The organism is Streptomyces venezuelae (assembly GCF_008642335.1).
Classification (GTDB): Bacteria; Actinomycetota; Actinomycetes; order Streptomycetales; family Streptomycetaceae; genus Streptomyces; species Streptomyces venezuelae_F.
Genome location: NZ_CP029191.1, coordinates 1,220,494 through 1,236,902 on the forward strand (window position 1 = coordinate 1,220,494; position 16,409 = coordinate 1,236,902).

The following is a 16,409-nucleotide window of genomic DNA, read 5'->3' on the forward strand; positions in this document are numbered from 1 at the left end:
CCGTATCGCGATCAGATGACCACTTCGACGCCCTCGCCGGGAGCTTTACCTGACGCCCGTTCGGACTCCAGGGCCTGCTGAAGGATGATCACGGCCGCGGCCTGATCGATGACAGACCTGCCCTTTTTGGACTTCACGCCGGAGGCGCGCAGACCCTGACTGGCCGTCACTGTGGTCATCCTCTCGTCCACGAGCCTCACCGAAATGGGGGCGACCATGCGGGCGAGCTCCTGGGTGAAGGCGCGGATCTTGGCGGCCGCCGGGCCCTCGCCCCCGTTGAGGGAGCGAGGGAGGCCGACGACGATCTCGATCGGCTCGTACTCGTCGGCGAGCTGCTTCAGCCGACGCCGCGCCGCCGGGACGTCGCGTCCCGGCACGGTCTCGACCGGCGTGGCGAGGATCCCGTCGGGGTCGCACGAGGCGACCCCGATCCGGGCGTCACCGACGTCGATGGCGAGCCGACGGCCCCGGCGCATGCCCGGTGCAGGCTCGGTCATCAGGCCGTCTCGGTGACGAGGCGCTCGACGGCGGCGATGGCCTCGGGCACCGCGGCCGCGTTCTGACCGCCGCCCTGGGCGACGTCCGGCTTGCCGCCGCCACCGCCACCGAGGGTCTTGGCGGCCGTGCGGACCAGGTCACCGGCCTTGAGACCGCGCTCACGGGCCGCCTCGTTGGTGGCGATGACCGTCAGCGGGCGGCCGTTGGCCGTGGTGAAGAGGGCCACGACGGCCGGGCGGTCGCCCTGGATGCGGCCGCGCACGTCGAGGACCAGCTTGCGCAGGTCGTCGGCGCCCGTGCCGTCCGGCACCTGACCGGTGACGAGTGCGACACCGCGTACGTCCTTGGCGGACTCGACGAGACCGGCGGCGGCCTGGAGGACCTTCTCCGCGCGGAACTTCTCGATCTCCTTCTCGGCGTCCTTCAGCTTGGCGAGCATGCCGGAGATCTTCTCGGGGAGCTCCTCGGGACGGCCCTTGACCAGCTCCTGGAGCTGGGCGACGACCGTGTGCTCCTTGGCGAGGAAGTTGTACGCGTCCACGCCGACCAGTGCCTCGATGCGGCGCACACCGGAGCCGATGGAGGACTCGCCGAGCAGCTTCACCAGGCCGAGCTGAGCGGTGTTGTGCACGTGGGTGCCGCCGCAGAGCTCCTTGGAGAAGTCGCCGATGGTGACGACGCGCACGCGCTCGCCGTACTTCTCGCCGAACTCGGCGATGGCGCCCTGCTTCTTGGCGTCGTCGATCGACATGACCTCGGCCTGCACGTCCAGTTCCCTGGAGAGCACCGCGTTGATCTTCTGCTCGACGTCCGTCATCACGGCCGTGGGCACGGCGGACGGCGAACCGAAGTCGAAGCGGAAGCGGCCGGGCTGGTTCTCGGAACCGGCCTGGGCGGCCGTCGGGCCGAGCGCGTCGCGCAGCGCCTGGTGCGTGAGGTGCGTGGCGGAGTGGGCGCGGGCGATGGCGCGGCGGCGGTGCGCGTCGATCGAGGCCCAGACGGGGGCGCCGACGGTGATCTCGCCGACCTGGACGACACCCTTGTGGACGTGGACGCCGGGCACCGGCTTCTGCACGTCGCGGATCTCGACGACGGCGCCGCTGTCCGTGCGGATGCGGCCGGTGTCGCCGATCTGGCCGCCGCCCTCGGCGTAGAACGGGGTGCGGTCGAGGACGATCTCGACCTCGTCGCCCTCGGTGGCGGCGGGCGAGGAGACGCCGTTGACCAGCAGGCCGACGATCTGAGCCTCGTTCTCCGTGAGGGAGTAGCCCGTGAAGTCGGTGGCGCCGGCGGCGTCGGCGATCTCGCGGTAGGCGTGCAGGTCGGCGTGGCCGGTCTTCTTGGCCTTGGCGTCGGCCTTGGCGCGGTCCCGCTGCTCCTTCATCAGGCGGCGGAAGCCGTCCTCGTCCACGGAGAGGCCCTGTTCGGCGGCCATCTCCAGGGTGAGGTCGATGGGGAAGCCCCACGTGTCGTGCAGGAGGAACGCCTTGTCGCCGGAGAGGACCTTGCCGCCGGCGGCCTTGGTCTCGGTGACGGCGGTGTCGAGGATGTTCGTGCCGCCCTTGAGGGCCTTGAGGAAGGCGGCCTCTTCGGCGAGCGCGACGGTCTCGATGCGCTTGCGGTCGGTGACGAGCTCCGGGTACTGCTGGCCCATCGTGTCGATGACGACGTCGACGAGGGCCTTGACGACGGGACCCGTGGCGCCGAGCAGGCGCATGTTGCGGATGGCGCGGCGCATGATGCGGCGCAGCACGTATCCACGGCCCTCGTTGCCGGGGGTGACGCCGTCGCCGATGAGCATCGTGGACGTACGGATGTGGTCGGCGACGACGCGCAGGGAGACGTCCGAGCCGTGCTCCGCGCCGTAGCGCACGCCGGTCAGCTCGGTGGCCTTGTCCATGACGACGCGGAGGGTGTCCGTCTCGTACATGTTCTGCACGCCCTGCAGGATCATCGCGAGGCGCTCCAGGCCGAGGCCCGTGTCGATGTTCTTCGACGGCAGCTCGCCGAGGATCGGGAAGTCCTCCTTGCCGTCGCCCGCGCCGCGCTCGTACTGCATGAAGACCAGGTTCCAGATCTCCACGTAGCGCTCGTCGTTGACGGCGGGGCCGCCCTCTTCGCCGAACTCGGGGCCGCGGTCGTAGTTGATCTCGGAGCACGGGCCGCAGGGTCCGGGCACGCCCATGGACCAGAAGTTGTCCTTCTTGCCCAGGCGCTGGATGCGCTCGGCGGGGACGCCGACCTTCTCGCGCCAGATCTGCTCGGCCTCGTCGTCGTCGAGGTAGACGGTGATCCACAGGCGCTCGGGGTCGAGGCCGAAGCCGCCCTTCTCGACCGGGCTGGTCAGCAGCTCCCAGGAGAGCGTGATGGCGCCTTCCTTGAAGTAGTCGCCGAAGGAGAAGTTGCCGCACATCTGGAAGAACGTGCCGTGGCGCGTGGTCTTGCCGACCTCTTCGATGTCGGGCGTGCGCACGCACTTCTGCACGCTGGTGACGCGCGGCGCGGGCGGCTTGACCTCACCCAGGAAGTAGGGCTTGAACGGCACCATGCCGGCGGGGACGAGCAGCAGAGTCGGGTCGTCCGCGATGAGCGACGCCGAAGGGACGACGGTGTGCCCGCGCTCCTCGAAGAAGCTCAGCCAGCGGCGGCGGATTTCAGCCGACTCCATCAGTGGTCCTCATTCCGGTTGTACTGCGTCTTCATGTCGTTCTTGTAGCTGCTGTGGTTCTCGATGACCGCGAAGCGGCGCGGCGGGGCCAGTTCGGCCTCGGGGTCGTTCCGCAGGCCCAGCGCCTCGCCCAGTTCGGCTTCGCGCTCGACCATGCCGTCACGGATGTCGAGTGCGAAGTCCTTCAGGCGGTGCCCCGTCTCGATCGCCTTGTTCGCGGCCTGCGCGGCGAGGCTCTCGGGGGTCAGCTGCTTGAGCTTGCGGTTGACCTTGGTGGTGGCCCATACGCCGGCGGCTGCGCCCGCGGTGAACCAGAACGTACGGCGGAACATCGCTGCGTCAGTCCCTCTTGGTCCGGTTGGCCCGCTTGGTCCGTCGCGCGGACGGGACGGTGCGACCCACGATCACCGTACGACGGGACGGCTTGGCGGGCATGTCCTTTGTTTCGGGGGCGGTCTTGCGGCCGATGGCCCTGCGCACGCCGTAGCCGAACGCGGCGACTTTGACGAGCGGGCCGCCGAAGGTCGAGGCGACCGTCGTGGACAGCGCCGACGCGTTCGACGTGACCTCCTGGACGTCGGAGGCGATGGCGTCGACCCGGTCGATCTGCGTCTGCGCGGTGCGCACCGCGGTGGAGGCGTCGGCCAGGAGCGGGACCGCCTGCTCGGTCACGTCCGCGACGAGCTTGGTGGTCGCCCTGAGCGTCTGGGCCAGCCTCGCCAGTGCCACCGCGAGGAAGGAGACCAGGATCGCCCAGAAGACAGCCACCAGGATCCCGGCAACCTCTCCACCGGACACTTGGCACCGCTCCCTGGATCTCGTCCCTGAACTTCGTTCTGAACATCGAAAAGTCGTCCCCCGACCCTATCGCGCCGGGGGCGCCGCTCCGTACCGCATTCCTCCGCGCGCTTCCAGGAGTTGTCCGCAGCGATTGTACGGACCGCATACGGATGAGTACCCTCCGTACCCTATGCGACCTTCTCAGTCCGGCAATCTTCCCCTGGAACTGAACGCCTTCGTCGGTCGGGACACCGAACTCGCCGAACTCGCCACGGCTTTGGAGGCGGGTCGGCTGGTCACGGTGACGGGGGTCGGCGGGGTCGGGAAGTCGCGGCTCGCGGTGCGGGCGGCGGCGCGGAGCAGAGTGCGCGACGGCGCCTGGCTGGTGGATCTCACGGCGCTGCGGGACGCCGAGCTGCTCGAGCACGCGGTCGCCGACGCCCTGGGTCTCACGGACCACACGAAGCGGCCGCCGCGCCAGGTGCTGCTCGGGCACCTCGCGGAGCGGGAACTGCTCCTGGTCGTCGACGGCTTCGAGCTCCTCGTCGACGCGTGCGCCTCGCTGGTGCGCGATCTCCTTGTGCACTCCCCCGGCCTCCGCGTGCTCGCGGTGGGGCGCAGGCCGCTGGAGATCGAGGGCGAGCGGCTCTTCCCGCTCGCGCCGATGCCGGGCCCGGACGCCGCGGCGCTCTTCACCGACCGGGCGGTGGCGGGCCTGCCCGGCTTCGCCCTGGACGACGGCAACCGCGCGGACGTCATGGAGCTGTGCCGCCGTCTCGACGGGATTCCGCTCGCGGTGGAGCTGGCCGCGGGACGGCTGCGGGCGCTCTCGCCCGCGCAGCTGCTCGCCCGGCTCGACGACCGGTTCCGGCTGCTCACGGGCGTACGACGCGACGCGCCGCCGCGGCATCAGACACTGCGCACCGCCATCGGCTGGAGCCACGAGCTGTGCGCGCCGCGGGAGCGGCTGCTGTGGTCGCGCCTCTCGGTGTTCGCCGGGCAGTTCGACCTGGAGGCCGCCGAGTACATCTGCGCCGGGGACGGGCTGCCCGCCGACGACGTGCTCGACGTACTGGACGAGCTGCTCGCCCAGTCCATCGTGACCCGTGAGGTCGGGCCGTCGGGCGTGCGCTACCGCATGCTCGACACGGTCAGGGCGTACGGCGCCGACTGGCTGGCGGCGGCGGGCGAGAGCGGCCGGCTGCGGCGCAGGCACCGCGACTGGTTCATGGGGCTCGCCACCTGGTGCGAGCTGGACTGGTTCTCGCCGCGCCAGCCGGAGGTCGCCGCCCTCGTCGACCTCGAACTGCCCAACCTGCGCGCTGCCCTGGAGTTCTGTTTGACCGAGGACGACCAGACCCACCTGGGGCAGTACCTCGCCGGCACGCTCTGGTTCTACTGGGCGGGCTGCGGCCGTCTCGCGGAGGGCAGGCACTGGCTCGACCGGGCCCTTGAGCTGGACGGCGGGCACGACGACTCGCGGCTCAAGGCACTGTGGGTGCTCGGCTACGTGGCGGTGCTGCAGGGCGACACGGTCGCCGCGCTGGCCGCGCTGCACGAGTGCCGGGAGGGCGCGGAGCGGGCGGGCAGCGCGCTCGCGGCGGCGTACGCGGAGCACCGCATCGGCTGCCTGGCCCTGGTCACGGACGATCTGCCCCGCGCGGAGGCACTGCTGCGCTCGGCGCTGGAGCGGTACCGGGAGATCGGTGAGCTCAACAGCAACGTCCTCATGGGGCAGACCGAGCTCGCCATGGCGCTGGTCTTCCGGGGCGAGCTCGCGGTGGCGGTGGAGCTCTGCGAGGAGGTGCGCCGGGTCTGCGACGACCACGGGGAGCGCTGGACCCTCGCGTACGCCCTTTACGTGCTGGGGTTCGCGGCGTGGACCCGCGGTGAGGCGGGGACGGCGCGGGAGCTGCTCGCCGAGTCGCTCCGCACCGACCACCGCTTCCACGACCTGCTCGGCACGGTCCTGTCCATCGAGCTGCTGGCGCTGTTCACGGCAGCGGAGGGCGATCCGGCGGAGGCGGCGGTGCTGCAGGGCGCCGCGGCGAGCATCTGGCCGTCGGTGGGGCTGCCGCTGTTCGGCTCGGTGCACTTCGGCAGGCCGCATCTGATGTGCGAGCGGCAGGCGCGCGAGGCGCTGGGCGATGTGCGGTACGAGGAGTGCGTGCGGGCGGGTGCGGGCCTCGGCCTGGACGCGGCGGTCGCCCGGGCGCTGGGCAGCGGGCCCGGAAACGAGCGAACCCGCCGCCTGCCCCGCCGGGAAGGGCGGGGAGGCGACGGGCTGCAGCAGGGTGAGCTACGTCCGGGTCAGCGGGCGTAGTACTCGACGACGAGCTGCTCGTCGCAGATCACGGGGATCTCCTTGCGGTTCGGGTCGCGGTCCAGGCGGAAGGCCAGGGCCTTCAGGTTCACCTGGAGGTAGCGCGGGGTCTCACCGTCGGGGGCGAAGCCACCCTCGCGCGCGACCTGGAACAGCGGCTTCTCGCGGCTGCGCTCGCGGACCATCACGACGTCGTCGGGACGGACGCGGTACGACGGCTTGTCGACCTTGCCGCCGTTGACCTCGATGTGGCCGTGCACGACCATCTGGCGGGCCTGGTAGATCGTGCGGGCGATGCCCGAACGCAGAACCAGGGCGTCGAGACGACGCTCCAGCTCGATGACCAGGGCCTCACCGGTCTTGAGCTGCGTCTTGGACGCGCGCTCGTAGGCACGGACGAGCTGGCGCTCCGAGAGGTCGTACTGCGCGCGCAGCCGCTGCTTCTCGAGCAGACGGACCTTGTAGTCCGAGTTCTGCTTGCGCCCACGGCCGTGCTCGCCCGGCGGGTAGGGACGGGCCTCGAAGTACTTGACGGCCTTCGGGGTCAGCGCGATGCCGAGGGCACGCGACTTCTTGACCTTGGGGCGGGACTGGTTCGGCATGAACCAACCTCTCTGTTCTCTGTGAAATCGGCTTCACCAGGGTTAGGGGAGGTCGCAATCCGCAGCCTGGGAAACCTCGCGGGCCGTGGGCTCGAAAGCCGTGGGGCCGTGAGGCAGCCGCTCCCTGGTCTGGGCACAATGTGCAGCACGCGAGTGGCCCACCGACCGATTCCGCGGGGCCGTGGGCTCCGGGTGGTGGTGGGCTGCCCGCGACACCTTCGACGGTGCGCGACGCTCCTGGATCCCCTCGCGCCTTACGGCGGCGGGGTTCCGGCTGGATGTCCCGTTCTGGTGGTGCCGGTACGAGACCGGACACGGGACGCAGCACTTCGGGCAAGTGTACCGGGTACGGCGGGGTGCTTCAGCCCTCGGGCTGCTCGCCCCGCAGGCGGGCGCGGACCCGCTCGACCACGTCGGCGTACCGGGCCTCCGCGCCGTACCTCGTCGGGTGGTAGTAGCGCTTTCCCTCGATGGTGTCCGGTGCGTACTGCTGGGTGGCGATGCCGCCGGGGACGTCGTGCGGGTACACGTACCCCTGGGCGTGGCCCAGCTTGGCCGCGCCCTTGTAGTGCCCGTCGCGCAGGTGGGGCGGGACGGGGCCCGCGAGGCCACCGCGGACGTCGGCCTGGGCCTGCTGGATCGCGATCGTCGCGGCGTTCGACTTCGGGGCCAGGGCCAGCGCGATCGTGGCGTGGCTGAGGGTGAGCGCGGCCTCCGGGAAGCCGATCATGGCGACGGCCTGGGCGGCGGCGACCGCGGTGGGCAGGGCCGTCGGGTCGGCGAGGCCGATGTCCTCGCTGGCGGAGATCATGAGGCGCCGGGCGATGAAGCGGGGGTCCTCGCCCGCCTCGATCATGCGGGCCAGATAGTGCAGGGCGGCGTCCACGTCCGAGCCGCGGATGGATTTGATGAGGGCGCTCGCGACGTCGTAGTGCTGGTCGCCGTCGCGGTCGTACTTCACGGCGGCCCGGTCGACGGACTCCTCCAGCGTCTGGAGGGTGATCTCCTTCTCGCCCTTGGCGAGCGCCGAGCCCGCGCCCGCCTCCAGTGCGGTGAGCGCACGGCGGGCGTCGCCGCCCGCGATCCGCAGCAGGTGCTCCTCCGCCTCCTCGGGCAGCTCGACCGCGCCGGCCAGGCCCCGCTCGTCGACGATCGCCCGGCGCAGCAGGCCGCGCAGGTCGTCGTCGGTGAGCGGTTCGAGCGTGAGGAGCAGGGAGCGGGACAGGAGCGGCGAGATGATCGAGAAGTACGGATTCTCCGTCGTCGCCGCGATCAGCGTGACCCAGCGGTTCTCCACGGCGGGCAGCAAGGAGTCCTGCTGCGCCTTGCTGAAGCGGTGGATCTCGTCGAGGAAGAGGACGGTCTCCTTGCCGTGGCCGCCCATCGCCCGGCGGGCGCCGTCGATCACGGCGCGCACTTCCTTGACGCCCGCGGTGATCGCGGAGAGCTCGACGAAGCGCTTGTTCGTGGCCTTGGAGACCACGTACGCGAGGGTGGTCTTGCCGATGCCGGGCGGGCCCCACAGGAAGACCGAGGACGGTCCCGCGGGCCCTCCGCCGCCCTCGCCGACGAGGCGGCGCAGCGGCGAGCCGGGCTTCAGCAGGTGCTGCTGGCCGACGACCTCGTCGAGGGTGCGGGGGCGCATCCGGACGGCCAGGGGGCTGCTGGACGGGTCCTTCTCCTGGCGGTCTTCGGCTGCGGCGGTGAACAGATCGGGCTCCACGTCAAGAACCCTATGTCACCCCACTGACAATCCCTCCGGGCAGCCGGTCAGGCCCAGAGGTCGGCGCCCCAGCGGGTGAGGATCAGCATCGCGATGACGCCGGTGTGCATGACCGGCAGCGCCCAGGTGAAGTCCGCGAGGAAGCTCCTGGCCCAGGCGGGCGCGGGCAGGAAGCCGGCGCGGATGTTGGACGAGGTGACGTACCAGAACATGACGAGCGTCATGATCCAGGCGAGCGTGCACCAGAGGCAGAGCGCGTTGATGTGGTAGAGCGACTGGATCATCAGCCAGGTGCAGAAGCCGACGCCGAAGAGCGTGCCCGCGTTGAACGTGAGCCAGTACCAGCGGGGGAAGCGGGCTCCCGCGAGGAGGCTCATGCCGACGCAGATCACGATGCCGTAGGCGACCAGGCCCAGCATCGGGTTGGGGAAGCCGAACGCCTCGGCCTGCTCGCTCTTCATGATGCTGCCGCAGGCGACGACCGGGTTGATGCTGCAGCCCGGCTGGAAGTTCGGGTCCTTCAGGAGCTCGAACTTGTCGAGCGTGATGACCCAGGAGGCGAGCAGACCGCCCGCGCCGGTGATCACCAGGAGCAGGGCGAGCGCGCGGCTGCCGCCGACGGAACGGGGCGCGGCGGTGCGCTCCTGCTCGTCCAGGGCGCCGTCCTTCGCTGACATCGTTTTGCTCATCACGCCGTTCCGTCGCTTGTGGTGGCCGCGGGCAGGGACATTGTGCCGTACGTACCTGTGTGTCCGTCCCCGGAACGGCAACGCGGGGTCCGTTTCCGGACCCCGCGTGGAAAAGTGCCTCTCCGGCGCGCTACGCCAGCTTCGCCGTGAGCACCGCGACGATGTCATCGACCGCGACGGCGCTCTGCTCCCCGGACTCCATGTCCTTGAGCTGGACGACGCCTTCGGCGAGGTCGCGCTCACCGGCGACGACGGTGAAACGCGCGCCGCTGCGGTTGGCGTTCTTCATCGCGCCCTTGAGGCCCTTCCCGCCGTACGAGAAGTCCGCCGCGACGCCCGCCTTGCGCAGCTCGGTCACCTTGGCGAACAGGACGCGGCGCGCCTCGTCGCCGAGCGGCACCGCGAACACGCTGGTGGACGCGGGCAGTTCGAGCTCGACGCCCTCCGCCTCCAGGGCGAGCACCGTGCGGTCCACGCCGAGCGCCCAGCCGACCGAGGGCAGCGAGGGGCCGCCGATCATCTCGGAGAGGCCGTCGTAGCGCCCGCCGCCGCCGACCGCGGACTGCGAGCCGAGGCCGTCGTGGACGAACTCGAAGGTCGTGCGGGTGTAGTAGTCCAGGCCGCGGACGAGCTTCTCGTCGTCCTCGAAGGCGACGCCCGCCGCCGTGATCAGCTCGCGGACCTGCTCGTGGTACGCCTTGCAGGCGTCGCACAGGTAGTCGCGCAGCGAGGGCGCGCCGACGAGCTGCTTCTGGACGTCGGCCCGCTTGTCGTCGAGGACGCGCAGCGGGTTGATGTCGATACGTCGACGTGTCTCCTCGTCCAGGTCCAGGCCGCGCAGGAACTCCTGCAGCGCGGCGCGGTAGACGGGGCGGCACTCCTTGTCGCCGAGCGAGTTCAGCAGGATCCGGAAGTTCCGCAGGCCGAGGGCGCGGTACGCCTGGTCGGCCAGGATGATCAGCTCGGCGTCGAGCGCCGGGTCCTCGGCGCCGATCGCCTCGGCGCCGACCTGGGAGAAGTGCCTGTAGCGGCCCTTCTGGGGGCGCTCGTACCGGTAGTAGGAGCCGGAGTACCAGAGCTTGACGGGGAGGTTGCCCGCCTTGTGGAGGTTGCCCTCCAGGGCCGCGCGCAGGACGGAGGCGGTGCCTTCGGGGCGCAGCGCGAGCTCGTCGCCGCCCTTGGTGGTGAAGGCGTACATCTCCTTGGTGACGATGTCGGTGGACTCACCGACACCGCGCGCGAACAGCTCGACGTTCTCGAACCCGGGCGTCTCGATGTAGCCGTAGCCGGAGTTGCGCAGCGGCGCGGCGATGGCCTCGCGGACCGCGAGGAACTTCGCGGAGTCCGGCGGAAGCAGGTCGTACGTGCCCTTGGGGGCCTTGAAGGTGCTCACGGAATTTCTCTCGTCACATTCCTCGTCGCGGGCCGGACATGTCGCCCGGGCCCAGGCCGGCGGCCACCTGCCGCAGATACGGATTGGTGGCGCGCTCCTGGCCGATGGATGTCTGGGGGCCGTGGCCGGACAGCACCACGGTCGAGTCGTCGAGCGGCAGGCACACGCGGCCCAGCGATTCGAGGATCTCGGTGTGGCTGCCGCCGGGCAGGTCGGTGCGTCCGATGGAGCCGGCGAAGAGCAGGTCGCCCGAGAAGAAGACCGAGGGGATCTCCTCGGTCTCGGGCATCCGGAACGTCACCGACCCCTTCGTATGGCCCGGGGCGTGCGCGACGGAGAAGTCGAGGCCCGCCAGCTTCAGGTCGGCGCCGTCGGACAGCTCCCGCAGGTCGTCGGGCTCCCCCACCGTCAGCTCGCCCATGAGTGGCATCCCGATGGAGCGGCCGAGCGCCTTCTCGGGGTCGCTCATCATGTACCGGTCGGAGGGGTGGATCCACGCGGGTACGTCGTGCGCCCCGCAGACCGGGACGACCGAGGCGACGTGGTCAATGTGGCCGTGGGTGAGGATGACCGCGACGGGCTTGAGCCGATGCTTCTCGAGTGCGTCCTCGACTCCCTGGGCGGCCTGGTGGCCCGGGTCGATGATCACGCACTCCTCGCCTGCGGCGGGGGCGACCAGGTAGCAGTTGGTGCCCCAGGCCCCGGCGGGGAACCCGGCAATGAGCACGATCGTCCTTCGTTCGTCGTCCGGCGGCGGGTGACCGCGGCCCCCGGCGGGAGAACGCGGCAGATCAGAGCCTACCGGCGCTGCCGATTTCACAGGTAACCCATATACGGTACGGGGCACTACGCGGCGCATGCCGAGACATGCGCGGGAGAAGGGGAGAAAAGCCGGTGGTCAGCCAGGAACAGCGGCGCAAGCAGCTCGCCCGGGAGAAGATGGCGCGCCAGCAGGAGCGGCGAGAGGCCGCGCGGCGCAGGGCACGGGCGCGCAACGCGGTGATCGCGGGCGCCCTCGCGGTGGTCGTGGCGGGCGGCGCGGTGTCGTACGCCGCGGGAGCCTTCGACGGGGACGACACCAAGGACGACGCGAGCGCGAGTCCCAGCAGCACCCCGAAGGATCCGTGCGCGAAGGCGGCGCCCGGCAAGGTGAAGCCGCTGACCTTCGACAAGGAGCCCGCACTCAGCATCGACAAGTCCGCGGACTACACGATGGACTTGAGGACGACGTGCGGCGACATCGCCCTCGACCTGGACGCGGCGAAGGCCCCGCGCACGGTCAACTCCTTCAACTTCCTGGCGAAGAAGGGCTATCTCGACCACACCAAGTGCCACCGGCTGACGACCGGCGGCATCTACGTCCTGCAGTGCGGCGACCCCAAGGGCGACGGCACGGGCACTCCCGGCTACAAGATCCCGGACGAGAACCTCAAGGACGAGCGCCTCAAGGGCAAGGTGTATCCGGCGGGCACGGTCGCGATGGCGAACCAGTACAACGCGCAGACGAAGAAGGGCAGGAACAGCGGCGGGAGCCAGTTCTTCCTCGTCTACCAGGACAGTCAGCTGCCGCCCGACTACACACCGTTCGGGACCATTTCCGATTCGGGGATGAAGGTCCTGAAGAAGATCGCCGCCGCGGGCGAGAGCACCGGCCAGGGCGACGGCGCCCCGAACGCGACGGTCGTCATCGACAAGGCCACCGTCACCAGATCCTGAGCGCCGCCAGGCAAACTTCGGTCGTGCGGGATGCGGACAGCCGCCCCGCCGGTCGCCTATGTTGGCGGGGACGAAACTGTGGACGATGCCGGGGGCCCCGAGGCCCTGCGCAGGCATCATGTGGAGGAGGCGCTGTGAGCAGCGACCCGTGGGGCCGCGTCGACGAGACGGGGACCGTGTACGTGCGTACGGCCGACGGCGGCGAGCGAGTGGTCGGTTCGTGGCAGGCAGGATCCCCGGACGAGGCCCTGGCCTACTTCGAGCGCAAGTACGACGGTCTGGTCGTCGAGATCGGACTTCTCGAGCGCCGGGTGAAAACCACCGACCTGTCGGCCAAGGACGCGATGACCGCCATCGATCACCTGCGTCAGCAGGTCGACGAGGCGCACGCGGTCGGCGATCTGGACGCCCTGGGCAAGCGGCTCGACAAGCTCGTGGAGAGCGTCGAGGCGCGCCGCGAGGAGCGCAAGGTCCAGAAGGCCAAGCAGTCCGACGAGGCGCGTCACGCCAAGGAGGCGCTGGTCGTCGAGGCGGAGGAGCTGGCCCAGAGCGAGCAGTGGCGGGCGGCCGGCGAGCGGCTGCGGGCCCTGGTGGACACCTGGAAGGGGCTGCCGCGGCTCGACCGCAAGTCGGACGACGAGCTGTGGCACCGCTTCTCGCACGCCCGCTCGGCGTTCTCCAAGCGCCGCAAGGCGCACTTCGCGTCGCTGGACGCGCAGCGCGAGGAGGCCCGCAAGGCCAAGGAGAAGCTGGTCGGCGAGGCCGAGGCGCTGTCGAACTCGACGGACTGGGGTCCGACGGCCGCGCGCTACCGCGAGCTGATGGCCGACTGGAAGGCCGCGGGCCGCGCCCAGCGTGAGCACGAGGACGACCTGTGGAACCGGTTCCGCGGCGCCCAGGACGTGTTCTTCGCGGCGCGCAGCGCGGTCTTCGCGGAGCGCGACGCGGAGCAGGGCGAGAACCTGAAGCTGAAGGAGGAGCTGGCCGCCGAGGCGGAGAAGCTCGTCCCGGTGACGGACCTGAAGTCGGCCCGTGCCGCCTTCCGTGCCATCAACGAGCGGTGGGAGGCCATCGGCCACGTCCCGCGTGACGCGCGGCCGAAGGTCGAGGGCCGGATGCACGCCGTGGAGCGGGCGCTGCAGGAGTCCGAGGAGGCCGAGTGGCGCCGGACGAACCCGGAGGCGCGGGCTCGGGCCGCGGGCCTGACGGGGCAGCTGCAGGCGGCGGTGGACAAGCTGACGGAGCAGATCGAGAAGGCTCGCGCCGCGGGCAACAACGCCAAGGCCGACAAGCTCCAGAAGGAGCTCGACGGGCGCCAGGCGCTGCTCGACCAGGCCCTCAAGGGTCTGCACGAGTTCGGCGGCTGAGTTTTCGGCACGCTACGTAGAGGGGCTCCCGCACATCGCGTGCGGGAGCCCCTCTACGTAGTACCGCGTTTACGGCCTGCGCGCCGACGTCACCCGATAGACGTCGTAGACGCCCTCCACGCCCCTGACCGCCTTGAGCACGTGGCCGAGGTGCTTCGGGTCGCCCATCTCGAAGGTGAAGCGGGACGTGGCGACGCGGTCGCGGGAGGTCTGCACGGCCGCCGACAGGATGTTCACGTGCTGGTCCGAGAGGATGCGCGTGACGTCCGACAGGAGGCGCGAGCGGTCCAGGGCCTCGACCTGGATGGCGACCAGGAAGACCGAGGACTGGGTGGGCGCCCACTCGACCTCGAGGATGCGCTCGGGTTCGCGCGAGAGCGAGTCGACGTTCACGCAGTCGCTGCGGTGAACCGATACGCCGCTGCCGCGCGTGACGAAGCCGATGATGGGGTCGCCCGGCACGGGCGTGCAGCAGCGGGCCAGCTTGACCCACACGTCCTCGACGCCCTTGACGACGACGCCCGGGTCGGCGTTGGAGCGGCGCTTGCTGCGGCCGCGGGACGGCGGCGCGCTCTCGGCGATGTCCTCGTTGGCGGCCTCCTCGCCGCCGAGCGCCTGCACGAGCTTCTGCACGACGGACTGCGCGGTGACGTGGCCCTCGCCGATCGCCGCGTACAGCGAGGAGATGTCGGGGTAGCGCATCTCGTGGGCGAGGGTGACCAGCGAGTCGCCGGTGAGGATCCGCTGGATCGGCAGGTTCTGCTTGCGCATGGCGCGCGCGATGGCGTCCTTGCCCTGCTCGATGGCCTCGTCGCGGCGCTCCTTGGAGAACCACGCGCGGATCTTGTTGCGCGCCCGCGGTGACTTGACGAAGCCGAGCCAGTCGCGGGACGGGCCCGCGCCCGCCGCCTTGGAGGTGAAGACCTCCACCAGGTCGCCGTTGTCCAGGGTCGATTCGAGCGGTACGAGACGGCCGTTGACCCGCGCTCCTATGGTGCGGTGGCCGACCTCGGTGTGCACCGCGTACGAGAAGTCGACGGGGGTGGCGCCCGCCGGTAGCGCTATGACGTCGCCCTTCGGGGTGAAGACGAAGACCTCATTGCGCGACAGGTCGAAGCGCAGCGACTCCAGGAACTCGCTGGGGTCCTCGGTCTCCTTCTGCCAGTCCAGGAGCTGGCGCAGCCACGCCATGTCGTTGAGGTGGTCGTCCTTGCCGCCGGCCTTCTTCGGCACGTCGGTGCGCACCTTGGAGGCTCCTGCGACGGCTTCCTGCTTGTACTTCCAGTGCGCGGCGATGCCGTACTCGGCGCGGCGGTGCATGTCGAACGTACGGATCTGCAGCTCGACGGGCTTGCCGTTGGGGCCGATGACCGTCGTGTGCAGCGACTGGTACATGTTGAACTTCGGCATCGCGATGTAGTCCTTGAACCGGCCGGGGACCGGGTTCCATCGCGCGTGGACGGTGCCGAGGGCGGCGTAACAGTCGCGGACCGTGTCGACCAGGACACGGATCCCCACCAGGTCGTAGATCTCCGCGAAGTCACGGCCGCGGACGATCATCTTCTGGTAGACGCTGTAGTAGTGCTTGGGGCGTCCGGTGACGGTCGCCTTGATGCGGGCGGCGCGCAGGTCGGCCTGGACCTCGTCGGTCACTATGGCCAGGTACTCGTCGCGCTTGGGGGCGCGCTCGGCGACGAGCCGCACGATCTCGTCGTACATCTTGGGGTAGAGGATCGCGAAGGCGAGGTCCTCCAGCTCCCACTTGATGGTGTTCATGCCCAGGCGGTGCGCCAGCGGAGCGTAGATCTCCAGCGTCTCGCGGGCCTTCTTCTCCTGCTTCTCGCGCTTCAGATACCGCATCGTGCGCATGTTGTGCAGGCGGTCGGCGAGCTTGATGACCAGGACGCGGGGGTCCTTGGCCATGGCGACGACCATCTTGCGCACGGTCTCGGCCTGCGCGGCCTCGCCGAACTTGACCTTGTCCAGCTTGGTGACGCCGTCGACGAGCAGGGCGACCTGGTCGCCGAAGTCGCGCTTGAGGGTGTCCAGGCCGTACTCGGTGTCCTCGACGGTGTCGTGCAGGAGCCCGGCCATCAGGGTGGCGGGGTCCATGCCGAGCTCGGCGAGGATGGTCGTCACGGCGAGTGGGTGCGTGATGTACGGATCGCCGCTCTTGCGCTTCTGGCCGCGGTGCCAGCGCTCCGCGACCTGGTAGGCCCGCTCGATCTGGCGGAGCGTCGACGTCTCGATCTTGGGGTCGTTGCTGCGCACTATGCGCAGCAGGGGCTCCAGGACGGGGTTGTACGGGTTCGAGCGCTGGACGCCGAGGCGGGCGAGCCGGGCCCGTACGCGGTTGGAGGAACCGGAGCGCGAGGGCTGGCCGGTGGCGGGCCGGATCGCCGGAGCCGTCGGATGGTGGTCCGCGGGCGGCTTCGGGCGGGGCTGCTCGGCGGGCTTGTCGCCCCGGGACACCTCTCCCTGGACGCGCTGCGCGGACGTGCCGCCCTGCGCGCCCGCGGGCTTCTTCGCGGGCGCCACGGATCCGGCCGAGGCCTCCTTGCCCTGCTGGGCGGCCTTGGCGGCGGTGAGTGGCTGGGACTCGTCTGGCAAGAGCGCTCCCTGTGCGCGATCGGGGTCCCCCGGACAGGCC

The 16,409-nt window shown here is 70.5% G+C and carries 12 protein-coding genes and 1 pseudogene; 3 read left to right on the forward strand and 10 right to left on the reverse strand.

Annotated features, from left to right (window positions below; genetic code table 11):
* Positions 1–11 precede the first annotated feature (11 nt).
* Genes ruvX through DEJ49_RS05355 form a run of 4 tightly spaced genes read right to left on the reverse strand, consistent with a single transcriptional unit; the run spans position 12 to position 3,964 of the window.
* Entirely contained in the window at positions 12–497 is a 486-nt protein-coding gene (ruvX, locus tag DEJ49_RS05340) for a Holliday junction resolvase RuvX (RefSeq protein WP_150182842.1), read from the reverse strand.
* Complete coding sequence (alaS, locus tag DEJ49_RS05345; RefSeq protein ID WP_150182844.1) at positions 497–3,166, reverse strand: alanine--tRNA ligase; 2,670 nt, start codon at positions 3,164–3,166, stop codon at positions 497–499. The genes ruvX and alaS overlap by 1 nt, the downstream gene beginning before the upstream one ends.
* The gene (locus DEJ49_RS05350) at positions 3,166–3,498 is read right to left on the reverse strand and encodes a DUF6167 family protein (protein ID WP_150182846.1); all 333 of its coding nucleotides are present in this window, start codon (positions 3,496–3,498) and stop codon (positions 3,166–3,168) included. Before DEJ49_RS05350 ends, alaS begins: the two co-directional genes overlap by 1 nt.
* A 7-nt stretch (positions 3,499–3,505) precedes the next feature.
* Positions 3,506–3,964: a DUF948 domain-containing protein gene (locus DEJ49_RS05355; protein ID WP_150165621.1), complete on the reverse strand. Its 459-nt coding sequence runs from the start codon at positions 3,962–3,964 to the stop codon at positions 3,506–3,508.
* Positions 3,965–4,136: 172 nt separating this feature from the next.
* On the opposite strand from DEJ49_RS05355, the pseudogene DEJ49_RS05360 reads away from it, so the two are divergent.
* Positions 4,137–6,231, forward strand: a pseudogene (locus DEJ49_RS05360) (ATP-binding protein); the annotation flags it as partial.
* A gap of 25 nt (positions 6,232–6,256) precedes the next feature.
* Here DEJ49_RS05360 and rpsD read toward each other — a convergent pair.
* The 5 genes from rpsD to DEJ49_RS05385 form a co-directional block, all read right to left on the reverse strand.
* Positions 6,257–6,871, reverse strand: coding sequence for a 30S ribosomal protein S4 (rpsD, locus tag DEJ49_RS05365; protein WP_055563995.1), 615 nt, complete (start codon positions 6,869–6,871; stop codon positions 6,257–6,259).
* A gap of 361 nt (positions 6,872–7,232) precedes the next feature.
* Positions 7,233–8,594 (reverse strand): replication-associated recombination protein A, encoded by a 1,362-nt coding sequence (locus DEJ49_RS05370; protein ID WP_150182847.1) that lies wholly within the window; start codon positions 8,592–8,594, stop codon positions 7,233–7,235.
* Between the two features lie 47 nt (positions 8,595–8,641).
* A complete protein-coding gene (locus DEJ49_RS05375; RefSeq protein ID WP_150182849.1) occupies positions 8,642–9,283 on the reverse strand; it encodes a vitamin K epoxide reductase family protein in 642 nt (213 codons plus the stop codon).
* Between the two features lie 130 nt (positions 9,284–9,413).
* A complete protein-coding gene (hisS, locus tag DEJ49_RS05380; protein ID WP_150182851.1) occupies positions 9,414–10,676 on the reverse strand; it encodes a histidine--tRNA ligase in 1,263 nt (420 codons plus the stop codon).
* 13 nt (positions 10,677–10,689) lie between these two features.
* Complete coding sequence (locus DEJ49_RS05385; protein WP_150182853.1) at positions 10,690–11,403, reverse strand: MBL fold metallo-hydrolase; 714 nt, start codon at positions 11,401–11,403, stop codon at positions 10,690–10,692.
* Positions 11,404–11,570: 167 nt separating this feature from the next.
* Between DEJ49_RS05385 and DEJ49_RS05390 the strand changes: the two genes are divergently transcribed.
* Together DEJ49_RS05390 and DEJ49_RS05395 are read left to right on the forward strand one after the other, a co-directional pair.
* The gene (locus DEJ49_RS05390; protein WP_150182854.1) at positions 11,571–12,392 is read left to right on the forward strand and encodes a peptidylprolyl isomerase; all 822 of its coding nucleotides are present in this window, start codon (positions 11,571–11,573) and stop codon (positions 12,390–12,392) included.
* A 134-nt stretch (positions 12,393–12,526) separates the two neighbouring features.
* On the forward strand, positions 12,527–13,759 hold the full coding sequence (locus DEJ49_RS05395; protein WP_150182856.1) for a DUF349 domain-containing protein: 1,233 nt from the start codon (positions 12,527–12,529) through the stop codon (positions 13,757–13,759).
* Positions 13,760–13,828: 69 nt separating this feature from the next.
* Here DEJ49_RS05395 and DEJ49_RS05400 read toward each other — a convergent pair whose 3' ends face one another.
* Positions 13,829–16,369, reverse strand: a complete 2,541-nt coding sequence (locus tag DEJ49_RS05400) for a RelA/SpoT family protein (RefSeq protein WP_150182858.1) — start codon at positions 16,367–16,369, stop codon at positions 13,829–13,831.
* Positions 16,370–16,409 lie beyond the last annotated feature (40 nt).

Excerpts from the sequence above, each read along its gene's own strand:
- DEJ49_RS05375 (WP_150182849.1), bottom strand. The coding sequence starts at position 9,283 with ATGAGCAAAACGATGTCAGCGAAGGACGGCGCCCTGGACGAGCAGGAG.
- rpsD (WP_055563995.1), bottom strand. The coding sequence starts at position 6,871 with ATGCCGAACCAGTCCCGCCCCAAGGTCAAGAAGTCGCGTGCCCTCGGC.
- ruvX (WP_150182842.1), bottom strand. The coding sequence starts at position 497 with ATGACCGAGCCTGCACCGGGCATGCGCCGGGGCCGTCGGCTCGCCATC.
- DEJ49_RS05350 (WP_150182846.1), bottom strand. The coding sequence starts at position 3,498 with ATGTTCCGCCGTACGTTCTGGTTCACCGCGGGCGCAGCCGCCGGCGTA.
- alaS (WP_150182844.1), bottom strand. The coding sequence starts at position 3,166 with ATGGAGTCGGCTGAAATCCGCCGCCGCTGGCTGAGCTTCTTCGAGGAG.